Below are 23,762 nucleotides of genomic sequence, written 5' to 3'. Positions count from 1 at the left end.
ATCCGATGACAGCAATCTTTGGTCAACGGGTTTGGAAAACGTCCAAAAACAGGACATTTTTTGGCGAGTGTCCAAGGAGGGATTCACCGCGAGCTTCCAAACCCGTTGACCGGAGGCTGCTTCTGCTAGCTACCACGGTAAGTGGAATAACCAAAAGGCGACAACAGCAATGGAATATGGTGATGCCGTTCATCGGCCAACGCGAACACCACATCGGCGTAGGGATAAAAGGCGCTGTCACCCAGATACGACTGCAACTGAAACCGCAGGCGATAGGTGCCAAAGCCAAGATCCTGATCCGGCACCCGCCAAGTCATGATGCGCCCGTCGGCATCGGTGATGGCTTCATCCACCGTCTGCCAGGTCTCGCCCTCGAGCCGTGACAACTGCACCGGCAAACCGGCGGCAGGTTGGCCGGTTGCGGTATCTAATACGTGGCTGGTGATCGGGCTTTTAGTCATGATCGGCTCCCAATAATTTGCGCAAACGCAAGCGGGTAATCTTGCCCTGTTCGGTGGTTGCAATTTTTAGTTCGGTCTCTGCATCATTGCGCAGACGACGCTTCAGAATATCGAGCATCTCGCGCGCGCTCTTGCCGCTGGCAAAGACGATAAAGATGTAACCGAAGCGCTCATAGTATTCATCATTCAGTGTTTTCATCGCCTGAATCACCGCTTCGTCGGCCAGCGACATGCCTGACTGCTCATGCCCGGCTGTTTTTGCGGTGTTGGCGAACTTGGCTTTCAGGGTATTCACATCGCCAATACGCGGGTGCCCTTCGAAGGCTTCGCGAATGTCGTTCTCACTGGCCTGTTGCCAGAGCCGATCCGCGCAATTCAGTAACTGATCAATCGAATGAAATGGCCGCGCGTTGACCATGCCATTGATCCAGCGGCGCGACACACAACAGGTTTCAAACTCTTTGGCGACGGCTTCACCGGAAAGTTGGTTCAGTTCATCGAGCGTCATATCGACTCCGTTTTTAGCAGCGGCCGGCCTGTGGCCCGGCCAATGAACTCACCGTCCTGATAGATGGCGTGCCCGGCGAGGTAGGTCGCCTTCACCACGCCGTACAGGGTCGTTCCAACATAGGGCGACACCTTATGGCGATGGTGGATGATCTCCGGTGTGATGGTGAACTGAGCCTCCGGGTCGAAAACGCAAAAGTCGGCGTAATAGCCAACGCGAATCTGGCCTTTATTGCTCAACCCGGCCGCTTCCGCCGATTGCTGGCACATCCAGCGGACGACAGTGTCCAGATCGATACCTCGCTCGCGGGCCGCATTCCAGATCAGTGACAAACCAAACTGCAAACCACTGATTCCGCCCCAGGCTTTCTCAATGTCACCACTGTCTAAATTTTTTAACTGCGGCGTGCAGGGGCTGTGATCGGAGACCACACAATCGATCACGCCGTCGAGCAGGGCTTGCCAAAGTTGTTCCTGATTGGTTTGCTCCCGGATCGGCGGACAGCATTTAAACGATGCCTGACCATCGGGGATGGTTTCAGCAGCCAGCACTAAATAATGCGGGCAGGTTTCGACCGTCAGCTTTAAACCTTCGTCGCGCGCCGAGGCAATCATCGGCAACGCTTCGGCGGAACTCAGATGCACAATGTGCGCGTGCGGCATTAAACCTTCGTCTCTTAACTCGCGCATTACCTCAATCACCATCGCAATGGCGTCGTTTTCCCATTGTGGTGGTCGGGTTTTAAGAAAGCTGTGGTAGCTGGAAGCGATTTCCATCGGCGGCGTTTGATGATGATCGACTTCGGCGTGTACCAGATGCGGCAACCCGCGTTTGGCCATTTCATGCATCGCGGTTTTGAGCTGTTCGCGATTCACAAACTGAAACTCGTCGATGCCAGAATGGATAGTGAACGACTTTGCGCCCATCACACCTGCGTCCAATAAATCCGGCAAGTCTTCCAGATTATCCGCCGTGGCACCGCCCCAGAAGGCGGTGTCGATCCACAGTTTATCGCCGACCACTGCCAACTTCGCTTCAAGGGCATCGGTAGTCGTGGTCACCGGGCTGCAGTTCAGCGGCATATCGACTACCGTGGTAATCCCACCAGCGGCGGCGGCATGGGTTGCGGTATCGAAGCCTTCCCATTCGGTTCGACCGGGTTCGTTGATGTGCACGTGGCTGTCCACCAACCCAGGCATCAACACCTGATCGCCCAGATCCGTCAAGTTGGACACTCCGGTGTCGACCTCATAAGCCTCAATGGCCACAATGCGACCTTGATCGACACAGACAGACGCCGGTGCGATGCCATCTGGCAGGGCGACTCGACGGCTGCGAAACCAATGTTCAGTCATGGTTTACCTCAACCAATGTGGGTTCATCGGCTTGCAGAACACCCCGCAGTTCGCGCCACTGCAAGCCCTCTCGTTGTGCGTTCGGTAACTCGTTCTGATACTGCTGAATTAACTGGCCTGCGATAGAAATCGCCACCTCCATCGGCCGCTTACCGGGGACCTCGGACAGCCCGATGGGGCATGTCAGGTTTGCAATCTGCTCGTCAGTAAAGCCTTTGTGCGCCAATCGCATCCGGAACCGTTTGGCTTTAGTATCCGAACCGATGACACCGAGAAACGCCGAGGCGCCTTGCCGCAGTGCTTTTTCGACAATGGCAAAATCCAGTTGATGGTTGTGCGTCAGTACGACGGTTGCCGTTCCCGGTTGGGCATCGGCGACTGCATCTTCAGGTTGCGGTTCAACAATGGTTTGCACATTCGCTGGCAATGTCGGCGGAAACAGTTCGGCCCGTGCATCAATCCATCGCACACGGACGGGCAGCCCCGCCAACAATGAAATCAGCGCCTGACCCACATGACCGGCACCATACACATCCACCGGCAAGCGCTCAGGCACAAAGCATTCAAACAACACCGACACCGAGCCACCACAGCACTGCCCCAGGCTCGCGCCAAGCGGAAAATGCTGTAGATCCTGCGCCGACTGACCTTCGATCAGCTGTGCCCGCGCCTGTTCCACAATGCGAAACTCCAGGTGTCCGCCACCGACGGTATCGAAAATATCCTCAGCGGTGACGACCATCTTAGTGCCCTGTTCACGAGGTGTGGATCCGGCGGTACCCAGAATCGTCACCAAAACATACGGCACCGATTGCGTTTCGAGCTGTGCAATTGCCTGCGACCAGGTTTGAGGGTGAAACCCTTGAGTGTGTTTATTCAGCATCGTCATGCTCCTGCTTTTGCAAGCTCCATGCCCGAGTTGCGGTAACCGCCGCCAAAATCGATTCCGGCGTCGCCGGCGCCGTTAAGGGTGGCGAGAATCGGTAGTCCGAGAGACTCGAGACTGCATCGCGAATGGCGCACCAGACACTGTTGGCCAACATGAACGGTGGCTCCCCAACCGCCTTTGAACGAAACACGGTCGTTTCCGGATTCTCTGAGTCATAAAGGCGCACGTTGAACTCGGCGGGCATATCGCCGATCGCCGGAATTTTGTAGGTGGCCGGACCAAAGCTGGCCAGCGCGCCTTGGTCGTCCCAACGCAGGTCTTCCGTTGTTAACCAACCCATGCCCTGAACAAAACCGCCTTCGATCTGGCCGATGTCGATGGCCGGGTTCAGGGAATGTCCGACATCGTGCAAAATGTCGACGCGCGTCACGGCCTGTTCGCCGGTCAGGGTGTCGACTTCGACTTCCGTCATCGACACGCCATGCGCAAAATAGAAAAACGGACGGCCCTTGCCTTCTGCTCGATTAAAATGAATTTTCGGTGTCGCGTAATAACCGGTCGATGACAAACTGATGCGCGCTTCGTATGCCGCCTTGGCAAGCTCCTTAAACGTCAGGCTGCCCTGGTCGTACTGCACCTGCCCCTGCTCAAACACAAACGAGTCGGGGTCCGCGCCGTCGCGTTCAACCAGGAACTCTATCAGCCGCTGCTTAATGGTGTTGGCTGCATTTAAGGCCGCCATGCCGTTGAGGTCGGAACCTGACGACGCCGCTGTCGCGGAGGTATTCGGTACTTTGTCTGTACGAGTTGCCGAAACACCGACGGACGCCAGCGGCACACCAAATGCCTGCGCCACTATTTGCTGAACCTTAACGTTCAACCCCTGCCCCATTTCGGTACCGCCATGGTTCAGATGAATCGAACCGTCGGTGTAGACATGTACCAGCGCACCGGCCTGATTCAGATGCTGAACGGTAAAAGAAATACCAAACTTCACCGGAGTGATAGACAACCCTTTACGAATGATCGGAGAGGTTCGATTGAACTCGGCAATGGCCTGTCGTCGGGAGGTGTAATCCGCCTCGTCCATCAGTTTCTGCATCATGTCACCGACGACAAACTGATCGACGGTTTGATGGTAAGGGGTTTGATCCCGACCCGGGCTATAAAGATTCACCCGCCGGATGTCAGCCGGGTCCTTTCCGAGATGCCGGGCAACGTCGTCCATAATCGCTTCGGCGACGATCATGCCCTGCGGACCACCAAAGCCGCGGAAGGCGGTATGGCTGACGGTATCGGTCTTAGCACGGTGCCCGGTAATGCGCACCTGCTCATAAAAATAGGTGTTATCAGCGTGAAACATGGCGCGATCGACAATGGCATCGGACAAGTCCGGTGAGTAACCGCAGTTGCCATTGACCTCGATGTCGGCGGCCTGAATGCGACCCTCGTCATCAAAGCCCACCCGATACCGATTCCAGAAGGGATGTCGTTTACCAGTCAATCGAAAATCGTCCGCACGCGCTAACCGCAACTTTACGGTCCGACCGGTCACGTCGGCCGCCATGGCCGCCAGAATGGCCCATTGTGCCGCTTGGGTTTCTTTACCGCCAAAACCGCCACCCATGCGTCGCATTTCCACGGTAACCGCCTGCATCGGCTTATTCAGCACATCCGCAACCAGATGCTGAACTTCACTCGGGTGCTGGGTGGAGCATTTCACAAACAGGCCACCATCGTCGGTCGGTGAGACCAGAGCAACCTGGCCTTCCAAATAAAAGTGTTCCTGGCCACCAAGGCTGATTTCGCCGGCCAGTTCATGGTCAGAGCCGGCGAAACCTTGATCAATATCGCCTCGGGTCAGCGTAAAGGGCGGTCGCACCCAGCGCTGGTCGGCAACGGCTTTCTGAACCGTTAATTGTGCGGCTTCGGCGTCCACTTCAACCGACACCGCGCGAGCGGCACGACGCGCCAGTTCATAGGACTCGGCCACCACCACTGCCACCGGCTGCCCGTGGTAGTGAATGCGGTCTTCCACCAGCAAGACGTCTCCGGGAAACACCGGACCGATGTCCCGTCGACCGGGAATGTCTTCGGTGGTGAGTACCGCAAGTACTCCGGGCCATTGCTCAACCTCGGCAGAGTCAATCTGTTTCAAAGTGCCCTGGGCCACCGGTGCTAAGACCGGATAGGCGTGCAGGGCATCCGCCGGCAGAGGCTGATCATCAATGTAATGTGCCCGGCCGGTCACCTGCGTGACGGCACTGTCGTGGGGGCTGGGTCGTCCTACCGCATTGTGTGAGGACTTGGGAAGTCGGGTTTCAAAGTGCCGCATGTTGAATCCTCACCTGAGCCATGGCCTGTTGTTCATAACCGACACGCAGCAACAGATTTTGACAAACCTGCAATCGGTACTGGCGAGTCGCCCGCACATCGGACATCGGGTTAAAGTCATCGGCTAATACCTGGCCGGCTTGCTCTAGGGTATCGAGTGTCAGGGGTTGTCCTTCCAGCGCTGCATTCAGCGACTCCGAAGACATCGGAATCGCCGCCATGCCACCAAAACCGGAGCGAACGTTGTGCATGTGGCCGTCGGTGATATCGAAAGAGAGCACAAGCAAGACCGTTGAAATGTCATCTTCAATGCGCTTAGAAATTTTATAGCAGTACAGCGCCTGTGAAGGACGGCGTTTTGGTACACGAACCGAGGCGATCACTTCGTCGTCCTTCAATACCGTCTCGCGATAAGCCAGGAAAAACTCACTGACGGGCACCCAACGCGAACCGCCGGGACCGACCAGTTGCAGATCGGCCTGTAATGCCAACAGCAATGGGGCCGGGTCGCCAATAGGCGAGGCATTGCCCAGACTGCCGCCCAGCGTGCCGCTGTGACGAATCTGTTTCGAGCCCAGACGGTGAAACATTTCTTCTGCTTCCTGGTAATGCTGTAACAGCGTGGGCAGGAAGCGCTCGTAAGAGACGGCGGCGCCGATCTCAAGACAGTCGTTGTGTTCGGTCATCTGCTGAAGCTCGGCAACGTCCGTCAGACTGATCACCTGTGCGGGCGTTTCCAACGCCTGAGTAAAGGCCAGTGACAGATCGGTTCCGCCGGCAATCAGGCGGGCGTCCGGCCATTGCTGACGCAACTTAAGCAACTCGGCCAGTGATTCCGGTGCGGTAAACTGACGAGGTCCTTCGCTCATTACCGCCGGCGTCGGCTGACGAGCGTCAAAGAAGGCCTGAGCCGCAGGGCGGAAGGTGTCACTGCTGCGGGGGTACTCGTACATGCGCTCACAGGCATCAAGAATGGGGCGATACCCGGTACAGCGACACAGATTACCGCCTAAATGCGCAATGACAGTGTCACGCGGCGGGCATTGGTCAAAGTTCATGTACAGTGCGAACATGCTCATGATGAAGCCGGGTGTACAAAACCCGCATTGCGAGCCATGGCATTCCACCATCGCTCGCTGTACCGGATGCAGTTGCTCCGGTGTTTGAGCACTCGGCTCGCTTAGTCCTTCCACGGTAATCAAATGCTTACCATGCAGTTGTCCGACCAGCATCAGGCAGGCATTAACATGCCGATACTCAACGCCATGGTCACCCGGTGCACCAATGACGACAGTGCAAGCACCACAATCGCCACTGGCACAGCCCTCTTTGGTGCCGCGTTGTGCGCTTTTGGTGCGCAGCCAATCCAAAACGCTCAGCGATGGTGCCGCCTCATGGATCTGGACCGGTGTCTGATTCAATAGAAATGTGATCACGTTGATTCTCTCCGGCGACAGCCTGCAGCCATTTTAGCTGGGTGAACCTGCATTAGTGGTCCATGGCTGTCTAATCATTGTTATTATTCTCTTAGCACTTACCGTACCAATAAGCTGACCATGCGGTCAGGTCAAATCAGAATAGCATCCTGACCAGAGATGTCACTCGTTGCTCTTCGACCTTCACAAAGATGTAAAGCTAGACAGGCTTTGGAAGCCTCCAAAAACACAGCCTTGAACTGGTCACACCACACTCAACTCAGCAGGCCTTTTTGGGTTAATACGCTGTTAGCAAAGGAAATGTGAACTGCGTTTAAAAAGTTTCCATTTCTCAGTACCGAAAAACCAACAAACTGATAGAATCCGCGCCGCTTTTAGTTCCGCAAGAACATTTAAGTTACTGGCAAAAGCCACCCTCTAAAGCTCCCTGTTAAGGAAAACAAACTTTGATCAATCGCAGTCTCACTCTTGCGCTCACCCTTACACTGTTTGGTTGCCAAGAAACGGAAGTAGATTCCACCCCGGACCACTGGATCAGCACGACTAACCTTAAAAACGCCACTCTGGTTTATCTGAATCAAGATCAGGCTAAATTTATCGATGCGAATGGCAACATTAATGATCTAAAACTGTTCGACAGCAACGGTAATGCATTAAAAGATGTGTATTGGAATCGCAGCTGCCATCGAGGAACGGATTATCTCGGCATGATTGATCACTGGGAGTCTGGAGGCGAACACCTTGTATTTATTGACAATCAATCGGGGCAGCTGGCGTCTATTGCCCAACCCAGATTGATAAATGCGCCGTGTTACGATGACCGAAGGCAAAGACTAAACTTGCACTCCTCAGGTGACGACTATCTGTTTGGTTATGATCCTGGAAAGACCAGTAGGATCGCCATTGGCAAAGCACAAGTGGTGAACAATGAGCTTCAACTAACCAAAGTATTTGAGACAAAAGAAGCTTTCGATTCGGATTTTGGACGGGCAGGCTCCAGTTGGTTCTATTTAATATCTTTAAGTACCGCTTATTATGAACCACTAGCGAATGAACTCGTCATCTACTCTGACAACGGCGATATTGTTTATCAGGACGATGTCACTTTCGCCTTTCAGGTGAACGCTGCAAAGCCACAGTTTATTGTTAATAAAGATTCTAAGTTTGAACTCGTCGAGAATATTGATGGTCAATGGAACAGCACTGAAATCACGACATTAAAAAGCCTGAGCGATTTTAAAGATCATAAAACCAGGCCAAACCTCAAGTTATTTCAACACGAAGAACGCAGCTTTCTTGTGACCGATCTTTTACATGCCACTCAAAAAGAGCTCATGATTTATGAATGGGCAAATGATGAGCTTAGTCTAATCAACAAAGTTGAGTTTGATGAATGGTATGACAGTCATCTTTATGATGATGAAATTGTCAGCGCCATCCAAAAAGGTGATAGCTTTCAAATTGTCAGTTCAAATATCGATTCAGGCACCATTCAAATGAAAGAAATCGAGCCAGAAAAAGTGGACTGGCGAAGGAACATCGACTTTACTGACATGGGAATCCTTTATGGTAAAAAGGTTTTCGATAGTGATGGCATTTCAATTAAGGAATATGAACTTAATTTGATTTCGGGCTTAGGTGACGGAGTAGACAACAGCACCAGTAAAACGATTGACCGAGCAGTACCGAACTCTTATAACGATCCGCATATTTTTAAGTTTTATCTTAAATATGAGTTTACACAATAACGCATCACTTAATTTGTAAAGTAACTCAGACATCTACTGCTATAAAATGGGCACTCTACCTGAGTTGCCCTTTTATATAATAATCCGCTTACTTCTTATCTGTTTTCCTTGTTGCTCGAGACTGCAGTTACCGTAATACATTAATAAGGTGCTGTTACAGAGCCTCAATGCGGGTTTGAACCCAGGCCAGATAATCAGCAACCGGCATTGGCCGGGCATAATAGTAGCCCTGAATTTTTTCACAGTGCATGGTTGCCAGGGCCTTCAGAGTCGCCTCATCTTCTATGCCTTCGGCCGTCACCACCAGACCCAAACCGTGTGCCATGTCGATGGTGGCCCGGATGATCTTTTGCTGGCGGGCCGACGAGGCCATTTCAGATATCAATGAGCGATCAATTTTCAGTTCTGAGAATGGGAAATCACTGACATAGGTCAGCGATGAGTAGCCGGTGCCGAAATCATCGATGGCCAACATAAACCCGGCCTCATTCAGCTTTATCAGATTGCGTTGAAACATCGCCTGATTCTGATTGTGCGCAGTCTCTGTCACTTCCAGTATAAAGTTGCCGGGGTTAATACCTCTCGATACGGCCTCTCGGATCACCCACTCGGAAAATTCCGGATGCGAGAGGTCACTGGCTGAAATATTTATCGACAACTGTACCGGTTCACCGATTGCCCGCCTGAGTTGTTCACTGATGGCAAAACTTTCGCCAATGACCCATTGAGTTAATGAGCCAATCAATCCTGTCTGCTCGGCGATGCCAATAAACTCATCGGGCGGGATCATCCCCAACACCGGGTGTGACCAACGGGCCAACACTTCACAGTTTGCTTGTTGACGTCCGTCAATATATTGCTGAGGTTGCAAATACAACATCAGACCATCTTGCTCCAATGCATCTTCAAGATCCTGAGCCAGTTGAAGTCGGCGTAAACCGGCCTGCTGATTGGCTTCAGAATAAATGACGACGCGCTGATCTGATTCGATGGCTGTAGTAACACTCTGACGAATGCTGTTAATAGCGGCCTGATAGTTCCCATCCCAATGATCCAGAAAACGGCCAACAAACACACAACTCAATCGAAAGGGTAAGACATCGTTCTGGACACTTCGCTGGCCCTCCAGCCGATGCAAGACCTCACTAAGTTCATCTTCGTTGTTCAGAGCCACCAAATACAATAGCAATGAATCGTTATACAAAATCGTGCGGACTTCATTCCGAGGATCGAGTGTCAGCAGCTCGCTATACTCATCAATACGTTGTTCAAACCATTCCGCTGATGACACCAGCAACGTTACCCGCTGATCTTCTTTCAGGTACGAGCCGATCTGTTCATAGTTAGTCAGCTTAACCCCAACTAAGGCCAGCCCACGGGCTGACTCCTTCGCCAACTGTTCAAGTTTCGTCGCCAGGTAATAGTCGTTAGCCAAACCCGTTTTGCTGTCGTGAGTCGCGTTGTACAATCGGAAACGTTCCGCTTCACTCATCCGGTCAGCCAAGGCCATTGAGATCAGGATCATTTCCAGAATCATTCCGAACATCAGTGCATGGCGAGTGATGAAAGAATACTCGACAAGCCCCCCGAACAGCCACATGCCGATCAACGCACCGGTAAAAAACGGCAGCCATGAAATCACGTAATATCGGGTCCAGCGGAAACGTTCACGAAACCGATACCCAATCATCATCGCGACGGAGACATAGATCAGCAACTGCATGACCAGCAGAACTCGCGCCGATAGATTTTCCGGCAACAGAAACGACAGAACAATCAACCCCAACAACGCACCACAAATGAATCGATACCACTGATAAGGGCGCAATGAGTCGCGTTTGATACGCAAAAAGGTGCGCGCAAACAATAGCGTGGCCAATCCAACGGCACTCTGCACGGCTACGATGTAGTGACTGAGGAACAGTTGTACGGGCACAGGAAGTATCAGGTATCCATACCCATGAATCGTCCCCATCATTAACATAATGCTAACCAGGTAGCCGATGTAGTGCAGAAAGGTGGTATCGCGTACACCCGAGTACAGCACCGCGTTATAGGCCGCCATGATGATCAGGATGCCAACAAAATGGCCCCACAACAGATAAATTCGTTTCTCAAACTGATGAAATTGATCTTCCGTCAACAAACGCATCGACAGTTGTGAAGAGCCAACCGTCTGCAGATGCAACCAAACCTGGGTGGTTTCTCCGGCGGAAATCTGAAACGCGAAACTCGGCAGTGCACGCTGTGCGAGCGGAACGTTATCCACTGAATCACCCAGGCGCGCAGAGGCTGAATCAGATGGATTTTGATCGATTACATAAATGGTCAAAGCATCGAGCGTGGGGTTATCAAAAATCAGGCGCAGATCAACACGATCTAGATCATCGTTGCTCAGCGTCAGCCGATACCAGTGGTTGTGCACACCGAAGGATGACGGTGTTTTATTCATCTGCCCCTCGGTAAAGACAGATTCAGATATTTGCTCAAGGGTCGTTGCGTCGGAGTCCAGCAAATACTCGAAGCGAAGCTGATAGTCGTCAGCCAGGTTGTTTTCGAACAGCGCAACGCCCCGCGACCAGTAGACCAACAGGACGAGTAGGAAAGAAAAGACCAGAAGCAACACCAGGGCTGCAACGCCATTGTTCAGAAGCGCGTTCCGTTGCAATATTCTGACGCCGGTTGACCAACATTCAAATGACTATAGCACAGGATCTGAGTGGCGCTTTTTTCTTCGACGTCATGCACCATTAAGAGCGTTGAGCCTGCTGATGCACGGCTTCGATGAGCACTTCAAACGCACGCGCAACATCTTCGTCGATGACCGATTCATCCGGATGATGACTGATGCCACCGGGCGAGCGCATAAACAACATGCCCACCGGCGCGACAGAAGCCACCGCCATGGCATCGTGTCCCGCGCCGGACGGTAATGGAAAGGCAATGGTCCCGGTAAGCTCGACGGCTCGGGTCAGTCGCTCGCGAACAGTGTCATCGCACAGTACCGCCGGTGCATGGTGATACCAATCAAACTCGATGCTTAACCGACGACTGCGTGCCAACGTTTCGGCTTGCTGTTCAATCTTTTCAATCATGGCATCACGGCGGGCATCATCTAAGGAGCGTACGTCCAGTTGCAAATCGCACTGGCCGCTGATGACATTCGCAGCGCCGGGTCGCACGGCCACATCGCCCACCGTTGCAACATCGCCCGATACGCCCTGTTGCCCGATGCGTTCGATAACACCGATCAGATCCGCCGCCCCGGCCAGTGCATCGCGCCGCAATCGCATCGGGGTGGTGCCGGCATGTCCCGCCTGACCCCGAACTTGCACCCGCGCGCGTTTGGCACCGGCAATCCCGGTCACTATGCCTAAGGATAAACCCTGAGCTTCCAACACCGGGCCTTGCTCGATGTGCGCCTCCCAGTAGGCCAGTACCGACTCCGGATCGAGCCTCGCCTCACGCACAAGGGCCGGGTCCAAGCCAAACTGCTGCATGGCTTCACCCATGCGAACCCCATTGCGGTCTGGGATATCGAGCCATGCGGGCTGAAATTGATCGGCCAGTGCCTGCGAGCCGATCAGAGTGGTACCAAAGCGCGAGCCTTCTTCATCGGCAAAACCGACGACGTCCAGATGAAACGGTAAGGCCGGTTGTTCTCTGAAATACTCCAGCAGAGACAACCCCAGCAGAACACCAAGAATGCCATCGTAAGCGCCGGCATAGGGTACGGTGTCCAGGTGCGAACCAATGATTAACCGCGGCGCATCCTCGTCAGCAGCGGGTAACCGTCCCCATTGATTTCCAACCGCATCCTGCCAGGTCTGCAACCCGGCCGATGCAAACCAATCAGCCATTTGCTGATTAGCGCGGCGGTGTTCATCGGTCAGATACTGGCGCAGGATGCCATCGGGCAACTCGCTGATCGCCGCCAGAGTATCGCAACGATCCAGAATGGTTTCGGCGATGGCTCGATGTTTGACATCACGCATGCGCATAGCTCTCCAAGGCGGCTTGCACCGCCTCCCCGCGCGGTCCTCGATAACCATTCACAGCCAGACAGTTATCCAGACAAGACAGAGTCTGTAACACGGCTGATTTCCGCGCGTTGTAACCCATGGTCCCGATGCGCCAGATTTTTCCATGCAAGGGTCCGAAGGAGGTGCCGATTTCAATACCGAAATCGGTAAGCATCTGAGCGCGTACCGTATCACCATCCACGCTGTCCGGTATGGCCACGCCCACCACGTTATTCATTTTATGGTTGAGATCACCAAAGGGTTTCAGGCCCAAAGCCTGCACACCAGCCAACATGGCGTCACCGTGTTGGCGGTGACGTTCAATGGCCTGATCGAGCCCTTCTTCAATCACCAGACGCGCGCATTCTGACGCACCATACAACATGGTGGTGGCTTCGGTATGATGATTCAGACGCTCCTCGCCCCAATAATCGAGAATCATCGGTAAATCGAAATAATTGGATCGGATAAACGGCTCGCTGCCATCCTGATGCGCTTCAGTACGAATGCCCGCTTCGACCTTTCGGCGTTGCCGCATCCAATCGACCAGGCGGTCGCTTAAAGTAACCGGTGCGGAACCGGATGGCCCGCCGAGACATTTCTGCAAGCCGACGGACACGGCATCCAATTGCCAGTCATCTGCACGCAGATCGTTCCCCACGATGGAAGCTGTGGCGTCCGTATAAAAAAACACGTCGTGCGCCCGGCAAATCGCCCCCAGCTCTTCCAGTGGCTGACACATGGTGGTTGAGGTATCGCCCTGAACGATGGCCAGCATTCGTGGTTGAACGTTACGAATGGCGGCTTCGATCTGTTCTGGTTCAAACACTTCGCCCCAGGGAACTTCAATGGTATGTACGTCTGCACCGGCACGTTGAGCAATTTCAGCAAGCAGATGCCCGAAGCGACCGAAGATCGGGACCAGCACCCGATCGCCTGGACGAAGCGCACTGACCAGTACCGCTTCGATGCCAGCGCGTGAGGTTCCGTCGATTAGCATCGTCGCTGCGTTCTGGGTTCTGAACACCTGACGATACCGTGCCTGGGTTTCATTCATAAAACCGGTCATGGCCGGATCGTACTGGCCGATCAACGGTGCCGACATAGCTCGTAAAACCCGGGGGTCGGCGTCAATGGGGCCTGGTCCCATCAACAAACGGGGCGGTGGATTCAATGTTCTTGGATCGGTCATGCTCAAACTCCGGCTGCTTGAATCAGCATGCGGGTGCCGGTGAAAAACAGCACAACCGCAAAGGCTTTCTTCAATTCTTTTGCGTTCAGCTTAGCACCCAACCAGGCGCCAACCGGTGCAAACAATACCGTGAGCGGAACAATTAACGCCAGTGCTGGCAGGTTTAACAGCCGCCAGGTGCCGACCGGCGCATCCATCGGCGTCTCACCGACCACCATCAAGGTTAAGGCTCCGGGCAGGGCAATCAGCAAGCCAAAGGCGGCCGCTGTGCCAACCGCACGGTGCGCTGCCACGTTAAAAGAGGTCAGCAGCGGCACCCCGATGGTGCCACCGCCGATGCCGACCATCACCGACAAACCGCCAACCGATGTGGCCATTAACGCTTGTCCGGGTTTACCCGGCAGCGTCGGAAACAATGCTGGCGCACCCGACCGAAACAGCATATTAATGCTGACCAGAACCGCGATAATCCCGAACATCCAGGTCAGGAAGGTGCCAGACACAGCATTGGCAATCAGACTGCCGAAGATGGCCGCCAGCAGAATGATGGCGCCCCAGAACTTCAGTAACTCGACATCCACATTGCCCTTGCGATAATGCGCGCGAACTGAAGAAATGGCCGTCGGAACAATAATCGCCAGACTGGTGGAGGTTGCAATGGCCATGGCCGAGGCCGCACTGACACCAAACCCCTGCATCAGAAAATACAGCACCGGCACAATCACAATGCCGCCACCGACGCCAAGCAGACCGGCCAGAACGCCAGCCAACACACCCGTTCCGGTCAGCGCTAAAACAATGGGCCAGGAACTCAGTACTTCATTCATATCAGACTCTCTTCACGGTTCTTTAATTAGATTTATTGTTTCTTGATTGTACATGGAAGCAGTCAGACCACTTCCGCTCGACCATCGGAGCGCGGATCGGTCGCCGCACTCACTTCGGAGCCGGAATCGAAAATCGCCCCGGCGTGTCCCATCATCTCATTACAGGCCGGAACCTGACGCCAGCGATGGCCGCGCCGGGTCAGTTCTTCACCAATTTCATCAGCCAGGTCGGCTTCAATTTTCAGATCGTCATCGACATCCCCCCAGGTACGCCCCAACAACCAACGGCCTTCGGCAATGGCCTGACTTAAGGACGCCCCTTGCCAAACGAAGCGGGAAAACAACGTTGCCTGCGTTTGCGGCTGCCCTTCCCCGCCCATGGTGCCGTAACTCAACCGCTGCCCATTGTCATACAGGGCCATAGCCGGGTTCAGCGTGTGGCGTGGTTTTTTGCCGGGTAGCAGCTCATTGATATCGCCGGCATCCAGCGAAAAGCTGATGCCCCGGTTGTTCCAGACAAAGCCAGCATCTTCAATTACATTGGCCGAACCAAACTCCCAATAGATGCTTTGAATAAAGCTGACCAATTGGCCGCTGGCATCACGAGCACCCATCCAGACGGTATCGCCAAGTTCACTCGGGAAAGGCCATTCACGGGCGCGTTCCATATCGATACGGTCGGCTTTACTCTGCAGAACGGCATCACTGAGGGCGTCGTGATACGCACTGGGCACAGTATGTGGATCGGCCAGGATCACCGGGCGATCGGCGAAGCTTTGCTTGGTTGCCTCAATGATGAGATGAGCCCAATCCGCTTTCGAGGTCATTTCCGATCGTCGTCGGTCGACCTGTGCCAGAATCTGCAGCGAGTGCACACCTTGCGTTGGCGCTGGCAAGTTAAAGCACCGCAGTCCGGTCAATGACACACTTAAAGGGGTTACCACATCGGCCTGAGTCTGGCGATGATCCTGTTCAGACAACGGACTGCCCATGGCTTTCAGCGCTTGCTGAATCCGCTGAGCGACAGAGCCCTGGTAAAAATCCCGAAGCCCATTTTCGGCAAGCGTTCTGAAGGTCGCACCCAGCGCCGGGTTCATGAATTTGTCGCCCGGTGCCAGCGGCTTATCGTCCGGTGCATACAGCTCGCGAAAACTCTCCGGCGCCTGACCTTCATCGAGCACTTTGCGTACCGCATCGGCAAGACTTTGCGTCACGATGATACCGCCTTCGGCCCAACGGATGGCCGGCTCAAGCAGCACCGACAGCTCAAGTGACGCTCGTGGATCCTGATCGAGCGCGGTCTGCCAACCGGCAATGGTGCCGGCCTGTGTAATACATGCCTCGCCGCCGCGGCTTTTCAGTTGCGTTTTTTTGGAGTAAGCCGACAGGTTCGTGGCCGCACGACCACAGGCATCAATCGCCAGTGGCGCCTCATCACCGGGGGTGTGCACCAGCCAAAAACTGTCGCCACCAATGGAGTTCATGTGCGGATACACCACTGAAATGACCGCGGCTGCAGCCACCATGGCTTCAGTAGCCGTGCCGCCGCGTTGCAGTATTTCCAGTCCGGCTTCGGTCGCGGCCCAATGAGGTGCTGTAAAAGCGATTTGTTGGGTCATGGCATCAGACTCCCAGGTTCCAGGCATCTGTCACGGCTTCGGACAGACGCAAAAGCGTGTGATCCTGACCGGACGGCATCAACAGTGAAAATCCGTACGGTCGGGATGGATGATGTTTTCGGGCCAGCGGCATCAGCGGCAAATGCACTTGTGCGCTGCCCGTCAGGCCTGAAATGGCGGTCAATGTCAGCAGTTTAGGACGCAGCTCCGAGGTATCTTCGCCCAGTTTTGGCGCCGTCGACGGTGTGGTTGGCAACAACAGAACACCATCGTCGCCAAGCTGCTCCTGAACATGCGCATGGAAGGCCTGTCGCTGAGACTCGGCTTGCTCAACCTCAGCATCGGTCAAAGCCAGTGCCATTCGCAAGCGCTCCGTGATTGGTTTCGAAAACGTAGGCTGTGTCGCATTCAGCCAATCGCCGTGATAGTGAGCAATAGCACGTCCCTGCAACACCCGGAACACGTCATTGAGGTTGGCGAACCGCTGTTGCAGACCCAGATCAACCGTGCGAGTCTGGCCGAAAACACCGGACAACCGATCAATCACTGTGTTTAGCGCTTCACCACAATGTCCTAACGCCTGTGACATCAGATACGGATCGACACTCAGCGTATCAGGTTTGCCAACTGGCCGGTCCGCAGGTAACAGGACCTCACCGACTTGCCGCAGCAATGCCGCATCACCGGCAAACCAACCGACCGTATCAAACCGTGGAGCTAAGCCAATCAATCCATCCGTCGACACCACGCCATGAGATGGACGCAGACCATACAAGCCGCAATAACTGGCCGGGACACGAATGGAGCCACCGGTGTCCGTTCCCAGTCCGACATCCGCCCAACGCGACCCAACCGCCGCCGCCGAACCCATGCTGGAGCCGCCACAGGCGTGCCCGGGTAATTTCGGGTTTTCAGACTTACCGAAATGCTCATTGTTACCTTCTAGCGCGTACGCCAGCTCATCGGTTTGGGTAAAGCCACAGAAGACCGATCCCGCATCCATCAGGCGCTGCACCGCATCGGCCGTCTTGGTCGCCGGACCATGTGTACGCAGCCAGTCCGGATTGCCTGCTGTGTTGGTATAGCCGGCCACCGCAAACAGATCCTTAACGGCCAGCCGCACACCTGCCAGCGCCCCTTTCGGGTGTAACTGCCAGTTTGAAGGACCGTGCTCGCAGAACCCGGCGGTGCTGCGCAGATGAGAAGTGACTGAGTCCATGAGCAAACCTAAAAGTTGTCCAGTTGGACAGATAATGCAACAAACCCGCCAACTCCGATTAGGCGTTAAAAACGGGACATTGCTATCGCGCACTCACCAATAAAGCGCACTTTTAGTGCATATTAACGAACAATCGCCTCAGAATGATGCTTAAACTCAGAATAAAGGAGCGACTCGCACTCAGATTGATCACGCCTGTGCGCTCACCTGCCCCAGAAGATGACCCACCAGATCCTGCAGCAGATACCGCCGATCCGTTTCGGACATCCGTGCCTGCAGATACAACACCAGCGTTTTATTGCTCTGACTGGCACTGACCTGGTGCCAGAGTTGATCCAGGTACTGGGTAGACATCACGTCCGGCGCCGGCAGTGGTTGCTGTTCCGACGCCACGGCAAGCACTTGCGACAGTTTGTCGCGATACTCATCAAGCTCCGCATCGATGGTCAGGACTTTCTCACGCAGACGCTGTTCCGCCTGTTGCAACAACACCATATAAGTGGCCGAGATCTGCTTTCGCGTTGAGCGGCTGTTGGTTTGCGCGACGGATGGTTCGACATAGCCGTCCGCCGTGGCCGCCATCATCCCTCGCAAGCCGGACAACTCGGACACCAGTGGCAGTCGAAACGGCGCCAGCTCGGTTTCGGTCTGCTCGACCCAGTCGATCACCGAGACTGCAAAGCGAGCGTCCTTTTGCTGATAGAGATCCACCAGCCGTCCCACGATCGCGAGCTGCGACAGGATTTTTTCCCGGATAATCGAGTTCATTATTCCGGCATCAACCGGCTGTGAACAGCACCGTCCCGGGTTTGCCCAGAGGACCATTCCAGGCCTTCTTCACGCAAGGTGACGTTCAACCTTACCGCCAGTTCATGGTTCGCACGTTCTTTCACGTCACTGGTGACAGCGGAAGTTTTAAACTTACTGTGCGATGGCCAGGCCTTCAGGGCAACCGACGACACCCGATGACGAATCGCCTGGGTCAGCGTCTGTTTCTTTTCCGGCGGCAACTCGCGATCGATATCCGCCTTGGCTAATGACGCCTGCAAGGCATCATCAACGGCTCTGACCATGGCTTCACGGCTTACTTTGCCTTGTACATTCTTTTGCTGCTCCGACAGCCGATCGAGTTTCTTTTTGACTTCGCGATCAAAAATATTCTGAAAGGACCCGGTACGACTGAGAATGTCTTCATCGTCCAATGTCGTTTTCAGCTGGCTCATCAGAGCTTTATGAATGTTGCCGGGTGTATCAAACGCCGCATCTTTTGGGGCGATGTACTCGTCGATGGTCACTGGCAGGTCAATGGTCAACTCAGGCACCCGGACGCGGGGCAGGCTCATTCCCTCCAACAACGGGTGGTCTTTGTAATACTCCGCAACGGCCGCGGTTTCTTCATCCGCCATGCGACGGGCGTGCACCAGCGAGATCATCAGTGAACCGAGCACTTCACTTAAATCGGACATAAGCGTTCTCTTTAGTTAGGGAAAGAGCCCTTTCGGGCTCAGATCAGGCAGCAGGTACTTCGCCGATGGAGCTTTCCAGAATACTCAGAAGCTTCTCAGTTCCGGCCGGCAGTTCATCCTGCACGGCTTTCACATTAACCGCGAGGGAATAGGTTTTTTCCACCTTGGACGTCGAGCTGGTCGATTTTTTATAACTGTAGCTCGCGCTGACTTTCACCGATACCGGTCCCCAGCCGCCCTTAGCCGACAGGGAGGTATTGAGATCGTGGGAACTGGATGTTGTCGATTCCTGCACCGAGTTAATCTTCGCGTTAAATGCGATGGTGGTTTCCTCGACCCGGATAAAGGGTATCGGCAGCATCGTCAGCAAGGGGACGGTCAGATCGTATTTTGTCGGGGTCACGGTGACATTGCCCTGTTCGTCTTTCGATTCGATCGGCTTCATGTAGCTGAATGTCACCATGGTGGGGGTGTTGCTGTCTTCTTCAAATCCAACTGATTTAATGAAATCAACGGACGTTTGTGCGGATTGTGCCTGTGCACGGACAACCGCATTCAGAGGACCGCCGATCATCGATTCAAAATCAATACTCGACAGTTCGTCGCCTATGGCCATAAAGACCTCCAGTTTTTACAGGTTAAGATATCTGCATCAATCTGGCTGAACGGAATGCTGGCTCGTCGACAAGAGTGATAACGCGCAGGTCAGGGAACATCCCTGAACTCAGTGTTATTCAATTTCCAGAATAATCTACCGAGTTCAGCGGATTGGAAAGATTTACGCCTCCAAACTGTGAGACTTGTCTAAACAGTGCAGGCTCTCATTATTCGCATCGTTTGCTGTCCAAGACCGGAAGGCCTTCAGATGCCTGTCATCAATTGTCTGGAAAGTGGACCGGTCGTTGCGCAAGCAACTTTCACACGATTCGACCTCAGTTCTGAGAGCCAGGCCGCAAGTTTGAACATCTCATTGGAAAACCGACTCGCGACCTTTTACAGTACGCCGCATGGCGTGCGAGCAGGACCTTTCACGCCAACCGTCCTGGACAGAGGAAGTTTAGGGACCGATTCAGTGCCGCCCAACCCACTCCCGTTCAGTACGCGTCCCGAAACACGCTCATTTGTTAATGCCGAGAAGGAATCCTCATGGCTGCTCAACCTTTATCAACTGCATTTCCTCTGAATCAACCTGTACTGGCTGAAGTCGCAACCGTTGACAACAACTTTGTCACTCATGTTCTTTGGCAAGGCTCGGAATACGCCATCGAAGCTTGTATGCAGTCTGTACATCAGTTCAGCATTGGCGACCCGGTGATGGTTCAGCCACTCAATGGACGCCTGGCTGTCATACAACATTTCCAGCAACGTAATGAACCACAGCCAACCCTTCGCCAGATTGACGGGCGCTGGGTGCTAAACTGCCCAAATCACCTGAAACTGCAAGTTGGCAAGCAGACCCTGAGCCTCAGCAGCGATGGTGATATCACCCTGGAAGGTGAGGACATCACCTCTCAAGCCAGCGGCAACAATCGCCTGTTAGGCGGCCGAGTCGAGTTAAACTGACCATGTTGAGTGCTAAGGACAGTTCTCAGCTTGATCGTCATTTGAAGCAAGCGGCTCAACTCTTTAAAAAACGCGATCAACTTTGGGCAACGGGAGGCGCCTTACGCCCGTTACTGACCCTTGAGCGACGTCTGTTTGCAAGTCTGAAGATTCTGTCATCAACGGCAGAGGATTATCTGATGACTCAGTGGCCAGAAAAGCCTGAACAACGCACCATCGCGCAGATTGCCTGCCTGCAAAGTCAGTCGACCGATGCGTACCAGGTGGCCCTGCAAGATTTACAAGCCATGCTGGATCAAGACGAAGATCCGCCGTTAGCGTTGCGACCGCTGATACTTGCCTCATCGACGAACTTGTCGAACAACCAGCGCGATCAAGTCATTGCATCCGGGCTACTGCCTCGCCTGCCTGAATGTCTTAATAGCTTGTTGTGGGATGACAGCACGCTGCGTTACTGCGCTGATCATAGCAAGCTCGCCTGGCCGGTTCGCCTGGTTACACCAGAGCAACAACTGAATGCGAGTGACAACATTCAGCGCACTCTGGTGTTAGCACCAGAATCCGCCGCCACCCACCTGCTGCAACACCTGCAAAGCGATGCGGCGGGTCACGACGATTGGCTGCTCAGTGCACTCCCGGCCACGGAGTCATGTCGATCTGTCTTTCTGCAACACTGCGACCAATCACCCGAACATCTCTGGGCTGCGGTCTTTGATCCCTCACCGGCCATGCAAGCGGAACTCTTAAAAAAACTGTCGATACCGCACTTTAACGCCCACTCGGCCTGGGTACTCGAACAATGGACCGGACAGGCATTACCAAAGCAACCCGCTGTGGCCGATGCAGACAGTCACCGGGCACCGGATAACGCACCGCTTCATTTCATACTGCCAACCGATTACCCCCTGCCGTCCTCACCGCTCACCGCCGGACAACACAAAACTCCCGCGGCATTTGCTGCCTGGCTGATGACGCAGTCGGCGACTCGGCAAAAAACCGGTTGGCTACACCTCGGTCAGCTCACCGGACGCCTGTGGCCGGACTTATCGACTCATTGGCTGCACACGCAACTACGTTACCTCAACGACAACCTCTTACTGACACAGGATCGCCATGCAGCTTGATAATCTCAGCCCCTGGGCCGCAGACGTGACACCCGGTTGGGGGCAGAACAGAACACAACAACTCACCTGTACCGTTAAAATCGGGTTCCGCTGGGATGAACAAGGCAAACTCTATCCTTTGTCCGCTGATGACTGCCCGATTGTTCAGGCTGACACGTATCGGGGCGACGATCCAGAATCCGGCAGCCTGGAATCGGTCGCGGACACGGTTCCGTTTAAATCGGGTTTCGAATGGCTGTTATCCGGAACGGTCTTTCCCACTGAGGGCGCGACACAACAAACACTCTCAATAAGCATCGACACGCAACCCAAAATACAGAAATCCATTGACGTGTTCGGTCCGCGACAATGGCAGCGCACGCTTTTTGGCTGGGTTCCGGGCAAACCCGCTCAGGTTCAGGCCACACCGGTGACATGGGAACATGCCTTTGGCGGTCGCTTTACCAGCCAAAACGATAAAACCAAACAGTACGATGCCAACCCGATTGGATGTGGTTTTTTCCCGGCCGCCAAACACAACGCTTCGTACCAGATGCCCTGTTTTGAGACGTCGCCGTTTCTGAAAGGCATCAACGATCGACCCGACCCTGCCGGATTCGGAGCCGTTAGTATGCTCTGGACACCCAGAGCCGAAGCATTTAGTTCACTCGATGCGGATGCGGCATTGGAAGGCCGATGCCCCTATCCCACCAACGTATCGGAAAGATTGTTTAACTGCGCACCCCGCGATCAACAGCTCAACAGTTACCCTGCCGGTGCCAGGGTTCGACTTAATGGCTTTCATGAACATGTTCAGGAATTTGAACTGCCAGATCTGACCGATCAGATACGTCTGTTGGTCAAGCGAGGATCGTCAATACAGAGGCTCGTACCAATCTGCGACACCCTGTTAATCGATACCGATGAGAACACCATCGCATTGGTTTGGCGCGCGGCCATCGAATGGAACCCACTCTCGGATCAATCCGTGCAGTTCAGATTAACGGCCGAAAACATCGATCTGAAATACGAAACCGCAACCGAGGTCTCAGCATGAGCGATTCGAAGACTCATTATGCTCAACTGTCCCATTTGCATATCACCGATGGTGCCGCGGTGCTCCCTCAAACCGATCGTATCGACATTGGCCTGGCAAACGCACAAGCCGGGCTGTGCGGTTTTACCGAAATGGATAACTGGTTAACCGAAGCCGATGGCAGTGAGTACCCGATACTCGCCGCACCGACTGTTGACGCAGCCGTGATGGATGATCATGCAAGACTGAGCCTGCTGTGTCAGGATTTGCTCCCCAAACTTGTCGCCATGGAACTTACGCCAGAGACGCATCTGGTTCTGACCGGGTTCTGGCCGGACCTAATAGTCAGCAGCCTGCAGAGCGCACTAAAGCTCTCAACCAACGACTGTATTCGCTCAGTCACATTGGCCGAAACCCTCCAGCAATGGGAAGCCAACTGTGCAGACCGACGAGGCACTTGGCTCTGGCTGTCATCCCACGTTGGTTGCGGCAACCAATTATTGAAAGCGAACCGCTCACAACTTGCCTGCAGTGCTCGCAGTGAGGGAATTTACAGCACCGATCTCATCACAGCGATAATGTTCGAACACAAAGACCAACCAGCTTATTTCGTCGCTCAGGCAACCGAACCTGCCAGCGACGATCCTTTACAGAAAACACCACAAGCGCTGAGGGCGATCACGCAGTCACTTCACGATGCCTATTCCCGTCCGCTGCTCCATGGCCTTCCAGTTTCCGCTGCGACCGAAATTGAGCTTTATCGATTTCGGCAGGCGAACAATGCTCAACCGAACGGCAATAGGGTTTGGCCGGACCCGGATAGTCAGAATGACATCGCACTGGCCGCAACAATCGGTACTCCAGGGGTTTGCGCCCTGCCACTTGCCATGCTGTTTCATCATTACTGGAACGGCCATCTACTACCCGTGTGTATCGCTCATGAAGGAATGGAGCGATTCACCTGGAGCCGAACGGCTTCGTAAC

20 protein-coding genes are annotated in these 23,762 nt (G+C 54.1%); 5 read left to right on the top strand and 15 right to left on the bottom strand.

The window, feature by feature from the left end:
• Positions 1-125: 125 nt before the first annotated feature.
• From uraH to xdhA, 6 genes are read right to left on the bottom strand one after another with little or no spacing between them, the layout of a single operon-like run.
• Positions 126-461, bottom strand: coding sequence for a hydroxyisourate hydrolase (gene uraH / locus MED297_RS13405; RefSeq protein WP_008045770.1), 336 nt, complete (start codon positions 459-461; stop codon positions 126-128).
• Positions 454-969 carry a 2-oxo-4-hydroxy-4-carboxy-5-ureidoimidazoline decarboxylase gene (uraD, locus tag MED297_RS13400; RefSeq protein ID WP_008045768.1) on the bottom strand — a complete coding sequence of 172 codons (516 nt, stop codon included), beginning with the start codon at positions 967-969 and terminating at the stop codon, positions 454-456. Before uraD ends, uraH begins: the two co-directional genes overlap by 8 nt.
• A complete protein-coding gene (allB, locus tag MED297_RS13395; RefSeq protein ID WP_008045765.1) occupies positions 966-2,324 on the bottom strand; it encodes an allantoinase AllB in 1,359 nt (452 codons plus the stop codon). Before allB ends, uraD begins: the two co-directional genes overlap by 4 nt.
• The gene (gene xdhC / locus MED297_RS13390; RefSeq protein ID WP_008045764.1) at positions 2,317-3,207 is read right to left on the bottom strand and encodes a xanthine dehydrogenase accessory protein XdhC; all 891 of its coding nucleotides are present in this window, start codon (positions 3,205-3,207) and stop codon (positions 2,317-2,319) included. Before xdhC ends, allB begins: the two co-directional genes overlap by 8 nt.
• The gene (gene xdhB, locus MED297_RS13385; protein WP_008045762.1) at positions 3,197-5,548 is read right to left on the bottom strand and encodes a xanthine dehydrogenase molybdopterin binding subunit; all 2,352 of its coding nucleotides are present in this window, start codon (positions 5,546-5,548) and stop codon (positions 3,197-3,199) included. The genes xdhC and xdhB overlap by 11 nt, the downstream gene beginning before the upstream one ends.
• Positions 5,535-6,983 (bottom strand): xanthine dehydrogenase small subunit, encoded by a 1,449-nt coding sequence (gene xdhA / locus MED297_RS13380; RefSeq protein ID WP_050762921.1) that lies wholly within the window; start codon positions 6,981-6,983, stop codon positions 5,535-5,537. The genes xdhB and xdhA overlap by 14 nt, the downstream gene beginning before the upstream one ends.
• 446 nt (positions 6,984-7,429) lie before the next feature.
• Between xdhA and MED297_RS13375 the strand changes: the two genes are divergently transcribed.
• On the top strand, positions 7,430-8,731 hold the full coding sequence (locus tag MED297_RS13375; RefSeq protein ID WP_008045758.1) for a hypothetical protein: 1,302 nt from the start codon (positions 7,430-7,432) through the stop codon (positions 8,729-8,731).
• A gap of 154 nt (positions 8,732-8,885) precedes the next feature.
• Here MED297_RS13375 and MED297_RS13370 read toward each other — a convergent pair whose 3' ends face one another.
• From MED297_RS13370 to MED297_RS13330, 9 genes are all read right to left on the bottom strand, one after another.
• The gene (locus MED297_RS13370) at positions 8,886-11,399 is read right to left on the bottom strand and encodes an EAL domain-containing protein (protein ID WP_008045757.1); all 2,514 of its coding nucleotides are present in this window, start codon (positions 11,397-11,399) and stop codon (positions 8,886-8,888) included.
• Between the two features lie 82 nt (positions 11,400-11,481).
• On the bottom strand, positions 11,482-12,726 hold the full coding sequence (locus MED297_RS13365; protein WP_040557234.1) for an allantoate amidohydrolase: 1,245 nt from the start codon (positions 12,724-12,726) through the stop codon (positions 11,482-11,484).
• Positions 12,719-13,945 (bottom strand): pyridoxal-phosphate-dependent aminotransferase family protein, encoded by a 1,227-nt coding sequence (locus MED297_RS13360; protein ID WP_040557233.1) that lies wholly within the window; start codon positions 13,943-13,945, stop codon positions 12,719-12,721. Before MED297_RS13360 ends, MED297_RS13365 begins: the two co-directional genes overlap by 8 nt.
• 2 nt (positions 13,946-13,947) lie before the next feature.
• A complete protein-coding gene (locus MED297_RS13355) occupies positions 13,948-14,772 on the bottom strand; it encodes a sulfite exporter TauE/SafE family protein (protein WP_008045744.1) in 825 nt (274 codons plus the stop codon).
• Between the two features lie 62 nt (positions 14,773-14,834).
• On the bottom strand, positions 14,835-16,391 hold the full coding sequence (locus MED297_RS13350) for a gamma-glutamyltransferase family protein (RefSeq protein WP_040557368.1): 1,557 nt from the start codon (positions 16,389-16,391) through the stop codon (positions 14,835-14,837).
• A 4-nt stretch (positions 16,392-16,395) separates the two neighbouring features.
• On the bottom strand, positions 16,396-17,610 hold the full coding sequence (locus tag MED297_RS13345) for an amidase family protein (RefSeq protein WP_008045742.1): 1,215 nt from the start codon (positions 17,608-17,610) through the stop codon (positions 16,396-16,398).
• Positions 17,611-17,799: 189 nt separating this feature from the next.
• Positions 17,800-18,378: a hypothetical protein gene (locus MED297_RS13340; RefSeq protein WP_008045741.1), complete on the bottom strand. Its 579-nt coding sequence runs from the start codon at positions 18,376-18,378 to the stop codon at positions 17,800-17,802.
• On the bottom strand, positions 18,378-19,076 hold the full coding sequence (locus tag MED297_RS13335; protein ID WP_008045740.1) for a hypothetical protein: 699 nt from the start codon (positions 19,074-19,076) through the stop codon (positions 18,378-18,380). Before MED297_RS13335 ends, MED297_RS13340 begins: the two co-directional genes overlap by 1 nt.
• Positions 19,077-19,119: 43 nt before the next feature.
• Positions 19,120-19,692: a DUF2589 domain-containing protein gene (locus MED297_RS13330; RefSeq protein ID WP_008045739.1), complete on the bottom strand. Its 573-nt coding sequence runs from the start codon at positions 19,690-19,692 to the stop codon at positions 19,120-19,122.
• 530 nt (positions 19,693-20,222) lie between these two features.
• Between MED297_RS13330 and MED297_RS13325 the strand changes: the two genes are divergently transcribed.
• From MED297_RS13325 to MED297_RS13310, 4 genes are read left to right on the top strand one after another with little or no spacing between them, the layout of a single operon-like run.
• Positions 20,223-20,639: a hypothetical protein gene (locus MED297_RS13325; protein ID WP_008045738.1), complete on the top strand. Its 417-nt coding sequence runs from the start codon at positions 20,223-20,225 to the stop codon at positions 20,637-20,639.
• A 2-nt stretch (positions 20,640-20,641) separates the two neighbouring features.
• Complete coding sequence (locus MED297_RS13320; RefSeq protein ID WP_008045736.1) at positions 20,642-21,763, top strand: hypothetical protein; 1,122 nt, start codon at positions 20,642-20,644, stop codon at positions 21,761-21,763.
• Positions 21,753-22,799: a DUF2169 family type VI secretion system accessory protein gene (locus MED297_RS13315; protein WP_008045735.1), complete on the top strand. Its 1,047-nt coding sequence runs from the start codon at positions 21,753-21,755 to the stop codon at positions 22,797-22,799. The genes MED297_RS13320 and MED297_RS13315 overlap by 11 nt, the downstream gene beginning before the upstream one ends.
• Positions 22,796-23,761 carry a hypothetical protein gene (locus tag MED297_RS13310; protein ID WP_008045733.1) on the top strand — a complete coding sequence of 322 codons (966 nt, stop codon included), beginning with the start codon at positions 22,796-22,798 and terminating at the stop codon, positions 23,759-23,761. Before MED297_RS13315 ends, MED297_RS13310 begins: the two co-directional genes overlap by 4 nt.
• The last annotated feature ends 1 nt before the right edge of the window (position 23,762 follow it).

The organism is Reinekea blandensis MED297, from assembly GCF_000153185.1.
Lineage (GTDB): Bacteria > Pseudomonadota > Gammaproteobacteria > Pseudomonadales > Natronospirillaceae > Reinekea > Reinekea blandensis.
This window is presented reverse-complemented; position numbering and strand designations above follow the sequence as displayed.